12 protein-coding genes and 1 tRNA gene are annotated in these 15,020 nt (G+C 60.1%); 11 read left to right on the forward strand and 2 right to left on the reverse strand.

Annotated elements, in window-relative coordinates:
* Positions 1-6: 6 nt before the first annotated feature.
* The 11 genes from A0257_00425 to A0257_00475 all read left to right on the forward strand — a co-directional run bounded on the left by A0257_00425 (position 7) and on the right by A0257_00475 (position 13,695).
* Positions 7-1,131, forward strand: coding sequence for a hypothetical protein (locus tag A0257_00425; GenBank protein AMR25700.1), 1,125 nt, complete (start codon positions 7-9; stop codon positions 1,129-1,131).
* Positions 1,132-1,141: 10 nt separating this feature from the next.
* On the forward strand, positions 1,142-1,564 hold the full coding sequence (locus A0257_00430) for a GNAT family acetyltransferase (GenBank protein ID AMR25701.1): 423 nt from the start codon (positions 1,142-1,144) through the stop codon (positions 1,562-1,564).
* Positions 1,565-1,582: 18 nt separating this feature from the next.
* On the forward strand, positions 1,583-2,356 hold the full coding sequence (locus A0257_00435; protein AMR25702.1) for a hydrolase TatD: 774 nt from the start codon (positions 1,583-1,585) through the stop codon (positions 2,354-2,356).
* Between the two features lie 92 nt (positions 2,357-2,448).
* Positions 2,449-3,525 carry an L-asparaginase 1 gene (locus A0257_00440; protein ID AMR25703.1) on the forward strand — a complete coding sequence of 359 codons (1,077 nt, stop codon included), beginning with the start codon at positions 2,449-2,451 and terminating at the stop codon, positions 3,523-3,525.
* A 144-nt stretch (positions 3,526-3,669) separates the two neighbouring features.
* A tRNA-Ser gene (locus A0257_00445) sits at positions 3,670-3,760 on the forward strand.
* An 840-nt stretch (positions 3,761-4,600) separates the two neighbouring features.
* A complete protein-coding gene (locus A0257_00450) occupies positions 4,601-5,701 on the forward strand; it encodes an efflux transporter periplasmic adaptor subunit (GenBank protein ID AMR25704.1) in 1,101 nt (366 codons plus the stop codon).
* A gap of 101 nt (positions 5,702-5,802) precedes the next feature.
* On the forward strand, positions 5,803-9,000 hold the full coding sequence (locus A0257_00455; protein ID AMR25705.1) for a multidrug transporter AcrB: 3,198 nt from the start codon (positions 5,803-5,805) through the stop codon (positions 8,998-9,000).
* Positions 8,993-10,429: an RND transporter gene (locus A0257_00460; protein ID AMR25706.1), complete on the forward strand. Its 1,437-nt coding sequence runs from the start codon at positions 8,993-8,995 to the stop codon at positions 10,427-10,429. Before A0257_00455 ends, A0257_00460 begins: the two co-directional genes overlap by 8 nt.
* Positions 10,430-10,862: 433 nt before the next feature.
* Positions 10,863-11,468 carry a hypothetical protein gene (locus A0257_00465; GenBank protein ID AMR25707.1) on the forward strand — a complete coding sequence of 202 codons (606 nt, stop codon included), beginning with the start codon at positions 10,863-10,865 and terminating at the stop codon, positions 11,466-11,468.
* A gap of 104 nt (positions 11,469-11,572) precedes the next feature.
* On the forward strand, positions 11,573-12,337 hold the full coding sequence (locus A0257_00470; protein ID AMR25708.1) for a hypothetical protein: 765 nt from the start codon (positions 11,573-11,575) through the stop codon (positions 12,335-12,337).
* Between the two features lie 20 nt (positions 12,338-12,357).
* A complete protein-coding gene (locus A0257_00475) occupies positions 12,358-13,695 on the forward strand; it encodes a hypothetical protein (protein ID AMR25709.1) in 1,338 nt (445 codons plus the stop codon).
* 34 nt (positions 13,696-13,729) lie between these two features.
* Here A0257_00475 and A0257_00480 read toward each other — a convergent pair whose 3' ends face one another.
* Both A0257_00480 and A0257_00485 read right to left on the reverse strand, forming a co-directional pair.
* On the reverse strand, positions 13,730-14,314 hold the full coding sequence (locus A0257_00480) for a hypothetical protein (protein ID AMR25710.1): 585 nt from the start codon (positions 14,312-14,314) through the stop codon (positions 13,730-13,732).
* Between the two features lie 71 nt (positions 14,315-14,385).
* On the reverse strand, positions 14,386-15,009 hold the full coding sequence (locus A0257_00485) for a hypothetical protein (protein AMR25711.1): 624 nt from the start codon (positions 15,007-15,009) through the stop codon (positions 14,386-14,388).
* Between the last annotated feature and the right edge of the window lie 11 nt (positions 15,010-15,020).

The following is a 15,020-nucleotide window of genomic DNA, read 5'->3' on the forward strand; positions in this document are numbered from 1 at the left end:
TGTCAGATGCTGAGCCTGCTATTTTGCGTGAGCGTCGCCTACTGCCTGCTGTGGCTGGGCTGGCTGGCCTACGTGACGTGGCGGTTGGCCCGGCGCACGGGCGCGCCCGCGCCGGTGGCGCTGCCCACGCCGCTGCCGCGCGTGAGCATTCTCATCGCGGCCCGCAACGAAGCGGCCGCCCTGCCGCGCTGCCTGGCCAGCGTGCGGGCGCTCGCCTACCCCCCCCATTTGCTCGAAGTGCTGCTCGGCGACGATGCCAGCACCGACGCCACCCGCGCCGTGGCCGAGGCCGCCATGTGGGGCTTTGCGGGTGATTTTCAGGTAATTTCTATTACCGATACATTGGGCCCGGCGCGGGGCAAGGCCAACGTGCTGGCCCACCTGGCCCGCCGCGCCACTGCTGACTATCTGCTCATTACCGATGCCGACATTGCCCTACCCCCCACCTGGGTGCCGGCCATGCTGGCCCACGCCGCGCCGGACGTGGGCACCGTCACGGGCCTCACGGTGGTGCAGGGGCCGGGCTGGCTGGCCCGCCTCCAGGGCCTCGACTGGCTGCTCTCGCTGGCCTCCATGCAGGTGGCCACCGACGCGGGCCAGCCCATGACGGCGATGGGTAACAACATGCTCGTGACCCGCGCCGCCTACCGCGCCACCGGCGGCTATGAGGCGCTGCCATTCTCCATCACCGAAGATTTTGCCCTGTTTGAGGCCGTGAACGCGCGGGGCTACGGCTTCCGGCAACTGTTCGAGCCAGCCGTGCGGGCGGCCTCGCTGCCGGCGGGCTCGTGGGCCGAGTTGCTGCGGCAGCGCCTGCGCTGGATGCGCGGCGCGGCGGCCTTGCCCCCCAAGGTGCAGGTGAGCTTGGTGCTGTTTAGTGGCTACTGGCTGGCGGTGGTGGGCCTGCTGCTGGCCGGCCGGCCGGCCTGGGCGCTGGGCGCGCTGGCCCTCAAAATAGCCGCCCAGGGCCTCATGGCCGGGGTGGCCGCGCGCCGCGCCGGCCTACCCCCCCCGGCTGGGTTGGTGGTAGTCGGCTACGAGTTTTTTTCGTTAGCGCTCCTCACTGACCTCACCATCCGGCGCGTATTTGGGCCTAAAAAAGTTGATTGGAAAGGGCGGGCTTATCAATGAGCAGTTAATAATGAGCAGTGAGCAAGTTGTTATTCAGCCCATTGCTGCCGTGCAGACCTACGCCCTGCGCCACGCGGTGCTGTGGCCCGATAAGCCGCCGGCCTACGTGCGGCTGCCCGACGACGACGCGGGCCAGCATTTCGGCGCGTTCGTGGCGGGCGAGCTGCGGGCGGTAATTTCGCTGTTCGTGACGCCCGCGGGTGAGGCGCGCTTTCGCAAGTTTGCCACCGACCCGGCCTGGCAGGGTAGGGGCCTGGGCACGGCGCTGCTGCGGCACACCAGGCAGGCGGCGCGGGCGCGGGGAGCCACCGCGCTTTGGTGCGATGCCCGCCAGAATGCCCTGCCGTTTTACCAGCGTTTTGGCTTGGTGCCGGAGGGCGACGTTTTTTACAAAGGCGACATTGCGTATTTGCGGCTGCGCTGCGCGCTTTAAGAAGATAATCTGCTTAGTATGAAGTTAATAGAAACCCACGCGCACCTCTATTCCGAGCAATTCCGGCCCGACCAGGCCGAGGCGCTGCACCGCGCCGTGGCGGCGGGCGTCGGCACCATTTTGCTGCCCAACGTGGACCACTCGACCATCGACGCCATGCTGGAGTTGGAGGCCATCGCCCCCGGCACCTGCCACGCCATGATGGGCCTGCACCCCTGCTCGGTGGGGCCAACTTTTGAAAAGGACCTGCAGGAAGTGGCCGACTGGCTGGCCCGGCGGCCCTTCGTGGCGGTGGGCGAGTGTGGCATCGACCTCTACTGGGACAAAACCTACCTGCCGCAGCAGCAAGCAGCCCTGCGCGAGCAGCTGCGCCTGGCCAAGCAGTACGATTTGCCCATCGTGCTGCACACCCGCAACGCCTTCGAAGAGGCCTACGAACTGGTGGCCGAAGCCCAGGATGGCAGCCTGCGCGGCGTGTTTCACTGCTTCTCCGATGGCCTGGCCGAAGCCGAACGTATTATCGCCCTGGGCTTTAAGCTGGGAATCGGGGGGGTAGCAACCTTCAAAAACGGCGGCCTCGACCAAGTGCTGCCCCATGTGGGCCTGGAGCACCTGGTGCTCGAAACCGACTGCCCCTACCTGGCTCCGGTGCCCTACCGCGGCAAGCGCAACGAGCCGGCCTACCTGCCCCTGGTGCTGCACCGCGTGGCCACGTTGCTGGGCCAGTCGCCCGATGCCGTAGCCGGGGCCACCACCCGCACCGCCCGCGAGCTATTCCGGCTGGCGGAGTAACTATGAATTATGAATTATTTTCCGGTTCTCATTTCTTGCCCTCTTCCTCTTTATTCAATTCATGATTCATAATTTCTAATTCATAATTAAAAATGAGCTTACCCCTGTTGGCGCTGCCCACTGCCGCCGATGCCGCCGACGCGGCGGCCCCGCGTCTGCTCATTCTCTACACCGGCGGCACGGTGGGCATGGCCGTGAACCGGCGGCAGGAGCTGGTGCCCATGCACTTTAGCAAGCTGGGCAAACGCATGCCCGAGCTGCGCCAGCTGCCCTACCGCCTGGAGCTGCTGGCCTTTCCGCAGCCTATCGACAGCAGCAACGTGACACCCGCCGACTGGCTGCTGCTGGCCCAGCTCATCGGGTTGCACTATGCTGATTTTGATGGGTTTGTGATTTTGCATGGCACTGATACGATGGCTTATTCGGCGGCGGCGCTCAGCTTTTTGCTCGAATATCTGGGCAAGCCGGTCATTTTCACCGGGGCGCAGGTGCCCGTGGGCCGCACCCGCTCCGATGCCACCCGCAACCTACTCACGGCCTTGGAGATAGCCGCCGCGCGCCACCCCCGCGCCCACACCGTGCGCCTGCCCGAGGTGGGCTTGTTTTTCAACGACGTGCTTATTCGCGGCACCCGCGCCAAAAAGGTCGAGAGCCAGCAGTTCGCCGCCTTCAAAAGCGAGAACTACCCGCCGCTGGTCCGCGCCGGCATCAACCTCGATTTCAACGATAAAAGCATTCGCCTGCTGCCCGCCGCCCGCCTCAAAGTGCACCAGAAGCTGGAGGAAAAAGTAGCCGTACTGCGGCTGTTTCCGGGCATCACGGAGGGGGTAGTGGAGGCCGTGCTGAGCGTGCCCGGCCTGCGCGGCTGCGTGCTCGAAACCTATGGCTCGGGCAATGCGCCCACCGCGCCGTGGTTCCTGGCCTGCCTCGAACGGGCCTATGCCCGAGGGGTTTACCTGCTCAACGTGAGCCAGTGCGAGGAGGGTAGGGTGGTGCAGGGCCACTACGAAACCAGCGCCCGCCTCGCCGGCCTGGGCATCATCGGCGGCGACGACATCACCACCGAGGCCGCCATTACCAAGCTCATGTTCGTGCTTGGCCTGGGGCGCAATGAGGTCGAAACCCGGCAGCTGCTCAGCCATGACCTGCGCGGCGAGATTACCCTGTAGGGTGAGCGGATGTGTGGTAAGTTTAGCTTGCCGTTTTAGCTGCTGCGGCCCGCGTCCGGCAGGCTAAAGCCTACCCTACATTCTCCCGGCAAGCCGAAGCTTACCGCACACTGCGCTTTCCTGCCTATCTTTGCAGCCCCATTCAGAGAGGTGTCCGAGTGGTCGAAGGAGCACGCCTGGAAAGTGTGTATAGCCCAAAAGGTTATCGTGGGTTCGAATCCCATCCTCTCTGCAAAAAGCCCCGTTTCCAAGTTGGAAGCGGGGCTTTTGATTTTGTGAGAAATGGTCGCCAACGAGCTCCTTACAAAAGCTTTTCGCGGGTGACGTTTGAATAACTGCGTAATAGCAGTGAACAATATTCCCAGCCTTATTTTGAAAAATAAGCTGAGCAAAATTAGTCAGGGACTACTTCGCCCAGATGTTTTGAGCGGACTCGAACGGTCATAGCAAACGCTAGCCAGCAGGCAGCAGATAAAATGCAATTTTATCCGCTGCCTGCAATCCCGAACTCAGAGTTGATTAGCTGTAGTGCGCCGGATTAGAAAATTCTAATTTCTTTCCAATACTACGTTAATACGACCACCGCAATTTTGTCTCAATACCCTTGGCCTTTGGGCCAGCACGCCCTACCAAGCGGGTACGCTAGTGGCGGTTCAGCCAGTCACAATGCAACTTCTTTATCTAGTCTTCCTCGTTTCTTCATGTCTTCTTAATAGCAAAATGCTGACTTTTGTATCACCCAGCACTCGATACTGGTAATTCAGTGTCGGCTTATTCCCACCATTCTACGCTCATAAAATTTGAATTGGGGCCAGCATGTTGCTGGCATTCAAAAGCTTTTTGCTTTTTGAATATAGCTGATAGATAGGCATGCAAAACATAGTAGTTGAAATATCCATTCGCGGGATGGGTTTTGTATTTTGGCAACGATGTCTGTCGGACAACCAATGAGCCAACCAACATAAAGACGGGCTGACTTTGTAGTGCCGGCTGCCAACCTACTGTTGGGGCTGGTAATCATTGTTTGCCTGGTTTCCTACCTATAAATTTTTTCTGGATTACCAAGCGCTTAGTTATGATTTCTGATGCTTTTGTGAAAAGAATATTCCTGTTCCTGAGCTTGTTTGTTGTGTGTTGCTGCATCAGTTGCTCAAGCAAGAAGGAGGAAAAAGAAGAGCAGGTCAAGCTTCTGGTTACCAGTCCTTTGAAGAAGGACACAACCGTTACCAGAGAGTATGTGGCCCAGATTCACGCCTTCCAGCACATTGAGCTGCGGGCCCTGGAGAAAGGCTACCTGCAAAAAATCTTCGTGGATGAAGGGCAGACCGTGCAAAAGGGCCAGCCCATGTTCCAGATTACGCCCCTCATCTACCAGGCTGACCTGCAAAAATCGGAGGCGGAAGCCAACTACGTAGGGATGGAGTATAAGAACACGAAGAGCCTGGCCGACAGCAACATCGTGTCGAAAAATGAGTTGTCGCTGTCGCGGGCCAAGTTCGATAAGGCCAAGGCCGACGTGTCGCTGGCCCAGACGCACCTGCAGTTCACGTCGATTAAAGCCCCGTTTACGGGCATAATGGACCACTTTCAGGGCCGGCTGGGCAGCCTCGTGGCGGAGGGGGACCTGCTGACGACGCTCTCCGACAACAGCAAAATGTGGGTGTACTTCAACGTGCCCGAGGCCGAATACTTGGCTTATAAGGCGCAGGCCAAAGCTGACAACATCGTGAACGTGCAGCTGCTGATGGCCAACAATGAGCTGTTTCCGCTCTCTGGCAAGGTGCAAACCATTGAGGCCGACTTCAACAACGAAACCGGCAACATTGCCTTCCGGGCCACCTTTCCGAACCCCAACGGGCTGCTGCGCAACGGCGAAACCGGCAGCGTGCTGATGACGGTGCCGCTCAAAAATGCCATTATTATTCCGCAGAAAGCTTCCTTCGAAGTGCTGGAAAAGCGCTACGTGTACGTGGTGGATGCCAAGAACATCGTGCATCAGCGCGAGATTGCCATTGCGTCGGAACTGCCTGACCTATACGTGATTAAATCAGGGCTGAACGCCAGCGACAAGATTCTGCTCGAAGGCATCCGCAAGGTGAAGGACGGCGATAAGATTAGCTACACCTTCGAGAGCATGAAGCAGGTGCTGCCCACGCTAAAAGTATATTCTGAATAGTGTTTTGGTGCTTGGTACTTAGTGATTGAGCCGTTCAACGAGCTGCTACCTAAACGACCCAAGCACCAGGCACCAAGCCCTAAGCACCAATTTTCTATTCTATGTTTAGTAAATTCATTCGCAGGCCCGTATTTGCCATCGTTATCTCGATAGCAATTGTCCTGTTGGGTATGCTGGCTATCAAGACCCTGCCTACCTCGCAGTTTCCCGAGATTTCGCCGCCGATGGTGATGGTGAGCGCGGCGTACCCCGGAGCCAGCGCCAAGGTGCTGACCGAGTCGGTGCTGATTCCGCTGGAGCAAGCCGTGAACGGCGTGCCGGGCATGAAGTACATGACCTCCGACGCGGTGAGCGCGGGCGAGGCCAACATCCAGGTGGTGTTTAACCTGGGCACCAACCCCGACCAGGCCGTGGTGAACGTGAACACCCGCATCGCGCAGGTGCTCAACCGCTTGCCTGTGCTGGTGCAGCGCGAGGGCGTGATTGTGAACCGCGTGGTGCCGAACATGCTGATGTACGTGAACTTGTACAGCAAGGACAAGAACACGGACATGAAGTTCCTCTTCAACTTCGCCGGTGTGAACATGCTGCCCGAGCTGCAGCGCATCAACGGCATCGGGCGGGCCAACTTGCTGGGTAGCCGGCAGTACGCCATGCGCGTGTGGCTCAAGCCCGACCGGATGCGGGCCTACAAAATCTCGGTCGATGACGTGATGAAATCCATTGGCGACCAGAGCGTGATTGGCTCGCCGGGCCGCATCGGGCGCTCGGACGGGGGCCGCGCCGAGGCGCTGGAGTACGTGCTCTCGTATAAGGGCCGCTTCAACGACGCGGACGAATACAAAAACATTGTGCTGCGGGCCAACGCGAACGGAGAAATGCTGCGCCTCAAGGACGTGGCCAACGTGGAGCTGGGTAGCGAATTCTACGATATCTACTCTAACCTCGATGGGTACCCGTCGGCGGCAATGGTGCTTAAGCAAACCTATGGCTCAAACGCCAGCGACGTAATCGCGCAGGTGAAAGCCAAGCTGGAGGAGATGAAGAAAACGTCGTTTCCGCCCGGCATGGACTACAAAATCAGTTACGACGTGTCGAACTTCCTCGATGCTTCGACTGAGAACGTGATTCATACCCTGCGCGACGCTTTTATTCTGGTGGCGCTGGTGGTGTTCCTGTTTCTGGGCGACTGGCGCTCCACGCTTATCCCGATTATTGCCGTGCCGGTTTCGCTCATTGGGGCGTTTGCGGCCATGCAGGCGTTTGGGCTGACTATCAACATGATTACGCTCTTTGCGCTGGTGCTTGCTATTGGCATCGTGGTGGATAACGCCATTGTGGTGGTAGAAGCCGTGCACGTAAAGATGGAAGAGAAGCACCTGTCGCCCTTCGGGGCGGTGCAGGAAGTGGTGGGCGAAATCAGCGGCGCTATTATCGCCATCACCATCCTGATGACGGCCGTGTTCGTGCCGGTGGCCTTCATGAGCGGTCCGGTGGGTATTTTCTACCGGCAGTTCTCCATTACGATGGCCACGGCCATTATCATTTCGGGGGTAGTAGCGCTCACGCTCACGCCGGTGCTCTGCGCCATGCTGCTGAAAAACACCCACGGCCAGCCCCGCTCCAAAAACCCCCTCAACCGCTTCCTCGACTGGTTTAACCGCGGCTTCGACCGCCTCACCAAGAGCTACACTGGTCTGCTGCAAAAGGTGGTGGACAAGCGCCTCGTGACGCTGGCGATGCTGGGGGCCTTCCTAGCGGGCATCTACTTCATCTCCCTCAATCTCCCTACCGGCTTTATTCCGAGCGAAGACCAGGGGATGCTGTACGCCATTGTGCAAACGCCGCCCGGCTCGACGCTGGAACGCACCTACGCCATTTCGGAAAGGTTGCAGCAGTTGGCCAAGGACGTGCCGGGCATCCAGAGTATTTCGACGCTGGCGGGCTACGAGGTGCTCACCGAAGGCCGCGGCTCCAACGCGGGTACTTGCTTGATTAACCTCAAGCCCTGGTCCGAGCGCAAGGAATCTATCCACGACGTGGTGGCGGCCCTGGAAATCAAGGCGAAGGAGATACCGGGAGCCAACATTGAATTCTTTGAGCCGCCGGCGGTGCCGGGCTACGGCGCGGCGGGTGGTTTCCAGTTGCAATTGCTGGATAAAACCAACACCGGCGACTACAAAGCACTCGAAAAAGTAAACAACGAGTTCCTGGCCAACCTCAAGAAGCGCAAGGAGCTGGCGGGCCTCTTCACCTTCTACTCGGCCAAATACCCGCAGTACGAGCTGGAGATTGACAACGACCTGGCCATGCAGAAAGGCGTGGACATTGGCAACGCCATGAATACGCTCAGCATCATGATTGGCTCGACTTACGAGCAGGGCTTCATCAAGTACCAGCGCTTCTTTAAGGTGTATGTGCAGGCCGCGCCCCAATACCGCCGCTTGCCGGAGGACGTGCTGAACATGTGGGCCAAAAACGACAAGGGCGAAATGGTGCCGTTCTCGGCCTTCATGAAAATCGTGAAGACCCAGGGTGCCAACGAGATTAACCGTTACAATATGTACACTACCGGCTCCATCCGGGGCGATGCCGCCCAGGGCTACAGCTCGGGCGAGGCCATTAAGGCGGTGCAGGAAGTGGCGGCCAAAACCCTGCCGCGCGGCTACGACATCGACTGGGGCGGCCTCTCGAAAGACGAGGTGGGCCGGGGCAACGAGGCAGTAGTTATTTTCCTCATCGTGCTGGCCTTCGTGTACCTGGTACTCGCCGCGCAGTACGAGAGCTTCCTGCTGCCGCTGGTCGTTATCCTGTCGCTGCCCACGGGTGTGTTCGGTTCCTTCCTGCTGCTCAAAACGATGGGCTTGGCCAACAACATCTACGCCCAGGTGGGGCTGGTGATGCTGGTAGGTCTGCTGGGCAAAAACGCGGTGCTTATCGTGGAAGTCGCCGTGCAGAATCACGAGCGCGGCATGTCAATACGCGACGCGGCCATTGAGGGTGCCCGCGCCCGATTCCGCCCGATTCTGATGACCTCCTTTGCTTTCATTGCGGGTCTGATTCCGCTAGTGCTGGCCACCGGCGCGGGGGCCAATGGCAACCGCACCATCGGCACGGCGGCGCTGGGCGGGATGCTGTTCGGCACCGTGTTCGGGGTAATTATTATCCCTGGCCTGTACTTCCTGTTCGGCACCATTGGCGCGGGCCGCAAGCTGATTGACGATGAAAACGAATATCCGATAAGCGAGGGTTTGGAACCGCGTGTATTAGTTGAAGAAGAATTGGAAGCTCATGCTTAAGAGACGAATTTATCAAGGCCTGACCACGGCCAGCCTGGCACTGGCCGTGGCCGGCTGCAAACTGCCCACGCTGGTGCAGCGCAACGTGAACCGCACGGTGCCCGCCACTTATAACGGCAGCACGCAGGACACCATTAGCACGGCCCGGATGCGCTGGAAGGAGTTTTTTACCGACCCCGACCTGGCCGCGCTCATCGACACGGCCCTGCAGCACAACCAGGAGCTGAACATTACGCTCCAGGAAATTCAGATTGCCCGCAACGAAATTCAGGTTCGCAAGGGGGAGTATCTGCCTTTCCTATCGCTGGGCGCGCAAGCGGCAGCCGAAAAGCCGGGCCGCTACACCCTGCAAGGTGCCACGGAAGATGCCATCAATATTCAGCCCGACCACGCCACGCCTACCCCCCTGGCCAACTACCAGCTGGGCGCGTTCGCGAGCTGGGAGGTCGATATCTGGCACAAGCTGCGCAATTCGCGCAAGTCGGCGGCCACCCGCTACCTGGCTTCCGTGGAGGGCAAAAACTTCATGGTGACCAACCTGATTTCCGAGATTGCCAATTCGTACTACGAGCTGCTGGCCCTCGACAATCAGTTGCTTATCCTAAAGCAAAGCATTGAGATTCAGGAGAATGCCCTGCGCATCGTGCGGGAAGAAAAGGAAGCAGCCCGCGTGACGGAGCTAGCGGTAAAACGCTTCGAGGCCCAGGTCCAGAACTCCATCAGCCTGCAATACAAGACGCAGCAGCGCATTGTGGAGACTGAAAACCAGATTAACTTTTTAATGGGCCGGTTTCCGCGGCCCATTACCCGCGACGACCAGGCTTTTGCGGGCCTGGTGCCGACGACCATTCAGGCTGGTGTGCCCGCGCAGCTGCTCAGCAACCGCCCCGATATCCGGCAGGCCGAGCAAAACCTGGTGGCCGCCAAGCTGGACGTGCAGATAGCGCGCGCCAATTTTTACCCGTCGCTGGGCATTTCCGGGGGGGTAGGGTTTGAGGCATTTAAGCCCGGCCTGCTGTTCACCACGCCCGAGTCGATACTCTATAACCTGGCCGGTGATTTATCCGCGCCGTTGATTAATCGCAACGGCATCAAAGCCCTGTACGTCACGGCCAATGCTTTGCAGCTCCAGGCGGTGTACAACTACGAGCGCACCGTGCTGAACGCGTACATAGAGGTGTCTAACCAACTGTCGAACATCAACAACCTGCAAAGCAGCTACGACGCGAAGCTGAAAGAAGTACAGGCCCTCAACCAGTCTATCCGTATTTCTAATAGCCTCTTCAAAGCCGTGCGGGCCGACTACACGGAGGTGCTTTTCACGCAGCGCGACGCGCTGACCTCGAAATTTGACCTGACCGAAACCAAGATGCAGCAGCTCAATGCCACGGTGAACATCTACCGCGCGCTGGGCGGCGGCTGGAATTGATAAGGATTCTGGTTTGGATTAGCCGAAATTTGGAACGAGCGCCCTCCTGAGTATCCCCCAGGAGGGCGCTCGTTTTATAGGTAGGGTGCGGGGCTTGCCCCCGCCCGTCGTTGAACAATGAGCGCTGGTTACGTGCAGCGACGGGCGGGGGCAAGTCCCGCGCCCTACCCCCGGTCGCTCACCTTCACTTGCCAGAAAGTGTTCTATTGGTTAAAAAAGTGGGTAAATAAGGCCCCCTTGCCCATAGCTGAAGTACCAAAGCTAAATCGTTGTCTGCTTGCTGGTTTAGTTAGCGGTATCCTTATGGTTAAATGCTGGCCGTCGAGATTACTTTCGCCAATCCGCGTATTTGCTGTCACATACGGGGGTAGTAAATCCGTAAGCAATGTGCCTGGGTAAGGTATATTGCGCAGTTTAGCCAACTGTAGAAAGCATGAAATCTTTTGATAGTGATAGTGAAGTGCACCGTCGCCGCATTGTGGCGCGCGCCGTGGCCGTGACGGCCAACACGGCCCTGGCCCCCCGGCGCTACGAGCGGCAGCTGCTGGACCGCTACCAACAAGGCGAACTCACTATTGACCAGGTTATTAACCTGCTGGATATCAGTACGTATCAGGTGCTTTATCATAGCGTGGCTGTGCGGCCATTTACTGAGGCCGAGCTGCATACCTTACTCAAAAATGCCCATAGCTTCAACGTTCGGCAAGGCGTCACGGGCATTTTGCTCTACAGCGATAGCCGGTTCGTGCAGCTGCTGGAAGGCGATGAGCAGTCGGTGCGCAAGCTCTACGACCGCATTCAGCAAGACCCCCGGCACACCCAGGTAGTAACCGTGAGCGAAGGGCCGGGGCCGTGCCGGCGGTTTGCCGACTGGAGCATGGGCTTTGGGCGGGTGGCGGGGCCCGAAATGGCCGAAGCCCTCGACACGGTGCTGGGGCAGGGGGTAGCGCCGGCGCCGGAAGTAGCCGAGCCCTACTTGCTGGCGCTGCTGCAGGCGTTCGGCGTGGACCCGGCTGCTCTGCCAAGTCCCGGGAAGTAGCTGTAACGCGCCGGTCAGCTGGTCGATGAAGGGATGCTGCGGGGGGAATGCAAGCGCGCACGTGCAACTTGCCGCCTCGGGGACTACCCGATATCACCAACGCTATGCAACTCGAATTACAAAATCTAACCAGGTCCTTTGGCCCTAAAACCGTGTTGCGCGCCGTGAGCCTGACCGCCCACACCGGCTACTGCGTGGGCGTGGTGGGCCGCAACGGCGCGGGCAAAAGCACGTTGTTCAACCTGTTGGCCAACACCTTGCTACCCAACGGCGGCCGCTTGCTGCTCGATGGCCAGCCGCTGGGCGAGACGTTTCCCGTGGCGGTGAAGCGGCGGATGGGCGCGCTGGTCAACCAGGCCTACCTCGTCGAGCAGCTCACGGCTGGGGAATACCTGCAATTCGTGGCCCGCATCTACGAGCTGCCCGCCGCCCAGGCGCGCATCGACAGCTTGCTGACGCACTTGCTGGAAGACTACGCGGCCGTGCGCCACAAGCGCCTTGGCACGTTTTCGACCGGCATGAAGCAGAAAGTAGCCGTGGCCTCGTGCCTGCTGCACCGGCCCGAGCTGCTTATTCTGGATGAGCCCTTCAATGGCCTCGACGTGTTTGCGGCCGAGAGTCTGTTGGCGCTGCTGGCCAGCTACCGGCCGCAGGCCATCACGTTTGTGTCGTCGCACAACCTGGCCCACATCGAAAAAATCGCTACCCACCTGCTGGTTATCGATGACAGCGAGGTCAAATACTGGGGCACGCTGGACGAGTTCCGGCACGGCCAGCGCACCCTGCTTGACGAGGCGCTGCTGCGCCTGCTGCACCCTACCCCCACTGGCCCCACCCAAGACCTGACATGGCTCACCAACCAGCGCTAGGCCCCCGTTTGGGCCATTTTTTGCCCTACCTGCTGCGCTGCCGCCTGCGCGCCGTGCTGTGGGCCGATGATGGCGGCGAGCGCGCTATCACGCTGCTGCTGCTCGCGCTCATGCTGGCCTACGGTGCCGGCCTGGGCTATATGCTGAATCACCAGACGGCCGGCCCGCGCCATTTTTTGCCCGAGATGCTGGTTGGCCTCAACGCACTGTGGCTGGTGTCGGCGCTGCTCATCGACTTCTTCCCGTCCCTGCGGCCGGTGGTGCGCACCGTGCCCGAGCACTTTCCGGTATCGGCCCGGCTGAACGTGGTGACGGCCTTTCTGCTCGATTTGCTCACACTGCGCCGGGTGTTGGTAGTGGCCGTGCTGCTGGCCGCGCTGGCCGTGGCTCCGCGCCACGCGCTGGTGCCGGGCTTCAGCCTGCTGCTGGTGCTGGGGGCCAGCATGCTCAGCTTCAACGTGCGGCTGCTGGTGGCGCTGCGTCGCTGGCGGCACCCGCTGCTGCTGGCCCACCTCGCCAGCCTGGGCCTGATGCTGGCGTGGCTGGCCTGGCCCACCGCCCCCCACCACCAGGCGCTAGGGGTGGGCATGGCTCTGCTGCCCTGGCTGCTGGGCGCGGCGCAGCTCTACTGGCTCGGCCCGTATTTCAGCGCCCGCTATCTGCCCGCCGAGACCGAAGCTCCCGCTGCCCAAACCCTAAGCCGCCTACCCCTGGTCTGGAAAGTATATGGCCGCAAAACCTGGCTGCCCCTGCTAATAGGACAGGTGCTCAAAGCCTTGCTGTTTATTATCACCGGGTTATACCTCGTGGAGAAAGGCAAGCTGGTCACTAATTCGTTTTTCTACCTAGTTCTGGTGCCCAGCGTTAACTTCACCTATGTCAATAATAACCTATTTGGCTTCCTGCGCGAGCTGACGGCCAACGAGTTGCTGCGGCTGGGCCTCACGCCGCGCCTGCCGCGGCTCTACTTGCAGCTGGCCGGCCCGGTGGTGCTGGTCGAGTGCCTGGGCACGGCGCTGGGGCTGCTGCTGCTGTTTCCGGCTTCTTTCTGGCCGCTATTGTGGCTGTTGCCGCTGGGCGCGGCGGCGCAGCTCAGCGTGGGCTGGTGGGGTAGTCTCTACCAGGCCAAGGCGGTAATCAGGATGGTTGATTTCGTGAACATGCGCAACAACGTTTCTACCCTCATGAGCTTTTGCACGCTTGGCGTGGCGGCCGGGCTATATTTTCTGCCGTGGTGGTGGGCGCGTATAGCGCTGGCGGCCGTGGTCACGGCGTCGGCCATTCTGCCGCTGCGCGCCGTGTGGCGCAACGATGGTGCCCTGCGCCGCCGCCTCTGGCGCGGCATCGGTGCCTGGTAAGCGGGCCGTCGACAGGGGGGGTAGGGGCCCGTGGCTACGGCCGCTCCAGGCCGCCCAGCAGCACCGTGAGGATGTTGCTTTCCAGTTCTTCGGCCGTCAGGCCGCGGCCGGGGCGATACCACAGCTCTACCCAGCGCACTGCCGACAGCACCGTAAACAGCGCCACCGACACATTCACCGGCCGAAATTCGCCCGCCGCGATGCCCGCCTCAATCAGCGCGGCAAACCCCTTTTCGTAGGTCTTGCGCGCCTGCTTAAACTCGGTGAGACGCGGCTCGGGCAGGTATTTCCAGTCGTGGTTGGCCACCGATACCGCCGCGCCGTCCTCCACCATCAGGCGAATGTGTAGCTGCACCAGCGCCTTTATTTTCTCTCCGTACGGAATAGCTTGCTCAGCAGTCTCCCGCAGCTGCGAAATATAGGAATCCGAAATGCGGAAGCAGATGGTATCCAGCAGCTCGTCTTTCGACTTGATATGGTTGTACATGCTCGCCGCTTCCATGCCCACCTGCCCGGCCAGGTCGCGCATGGAGGTGCCGCCGTAGCCCCGGTCTTTGAAAAGCTTGGCCGCTTCGGTCAGGATAAGCTCGCGCTTAACCGATTTTTTCGTTTTGAGCATGGCGGGTGGGAAGAGAGGGGTAGCAATCGCAAAGCTACTCTTTCCCGCGCCAACCTAACTACCGTTCGTTATTAGTTCCGGGGAGTTTGCTCGTCCGCCGGGCCGCTCACCATGCGCGACACCAGGCCGTGGTCACCCGTCACTTCCGCCCACACTACCCCCCCCACGTGCAGCACGATGTAGCCGATAATTAAATACATCGTCACGTTGTGAATCTCTTTGGCCGTGTGCTCGATGCTGTGTAAAAACGGCATATCATCGCTAAAGACCATGATGAGACCCGTGGTGACCATAATGGTAATAAATAAATAGAACGCCGCATAAGTAAGCTTGGCCAGCAGGGCCTCGCGGGCGTCGGCATGCTCGGCGGGGGCGGCCAGCCGGTAGCGCCGGGCCGCCGCCATCAGCCGCGCCCCAAAGCGCCGGCCGGCCGGGTCAAGCGCCTGCATCACCGTCCAGAACAGCCAGAAAGACGCCAGCGTCAGACCAATCCACACGTGCCAGGTCCAGATGCGCTCGCTTATTACGTGTGCCAGCGCGCGGCCCTGCTGCTGCGTCAGGCTACCCCCGCTCTTGGTAATGGCCGCCTGAAACTCCGGCACCGCGCTCCGGGCATTCACAATAACCATCTGAAAAAGAATGGTTAAGAGCTGGCCCGACACCAGCGTGGCATTGGCCCAGTGCCAGATGCGCATTCCCCTGGAAT

Origin of the sequence: Hymenobacter psoromatis (genome assembly GCA_001596155.1) — a bacterium.
GTDB lineage: Bacteria > Bacteroidota > Bacteroidia > Cytophagales > Hymenobacteraceae > Hymenobacter.

Bases quoted from the DNA above. Each gene is read 5' to 3' on its own strand.
- A0257_00425 (AMR25700.1), top strand. From the start codon at position 7: ATGCTGAGCCTGCTATTTTGCGTGAGCGTCGCCTACTGCCTGCTGTGG.
- A0257_00430 (AMR25701.1), top strand. From the start codon at position 1,142: ATGAGCAGTGAGCAAGTTGTTATTCAGCCCATTGCTGCCGTGCAGACC.
- A0257_00435 (AMR25702.1), top strand. From the start codon at position 1,583: ATGAAGTTAATAGAAACCCACGCGCACCTCTATTCCGAGCAATTCCGG.
- A0257_00440 (AMR25703.1), top strand. From the start codon at position 2,449: ATGAGCTTACCCCTGTTGGCGCTGCCCACTGCCGCCGATGCCGCCGAC.
- A0257_00450 (AMR25704.1), top strand. From the start codon at position 4,601: ATGATTTCTGATGCTTTTGTGAAAAGAATATTCCTGTTCCTGAGCTTG.
- A0257_00455 (AMR25705.1), top strand. From the start codon at position 5,803: ATGTTTAGTAAATTCATTCGCAGGCCCGTATTTGCCATCGTTATCTCG.
- A0257_00460 (AMR25706.1), top strand. From the start codon at position 8,993: ATGCTTAAGAGACGAATTTATCAAGGCCTGACCACGGCCAGCCTGGCA.
- A0257_00465 (AMR25707.1), top strand. From the start codon at position 10,863: ATGAAATCTTTTGATAGTGATAGTGAAGTGCACCGTCGCCGCATTGTG.
- A0257_00470 (AMR25708.1), top strand. From the start codon at position 11,573: ATGCAACTCGAATTACAAAATCTAACCAGGTCCTTTGGCCCTAAAACC.
- A0257_00480 (AMR25710.1), bottom strand. From the start codon at position 14,314: ATGCTCAAAACGAAAAAATCGGTTAAGCGCGAGCTTATCCTGACCGAA.
- A0257_00485 (AMR25711.1), bottom strand. From the start codon at position 15,009: ATGCGCATCTGGCACTGGGCCAATGCCACGCTGGTGTCGGGCCAGCTC.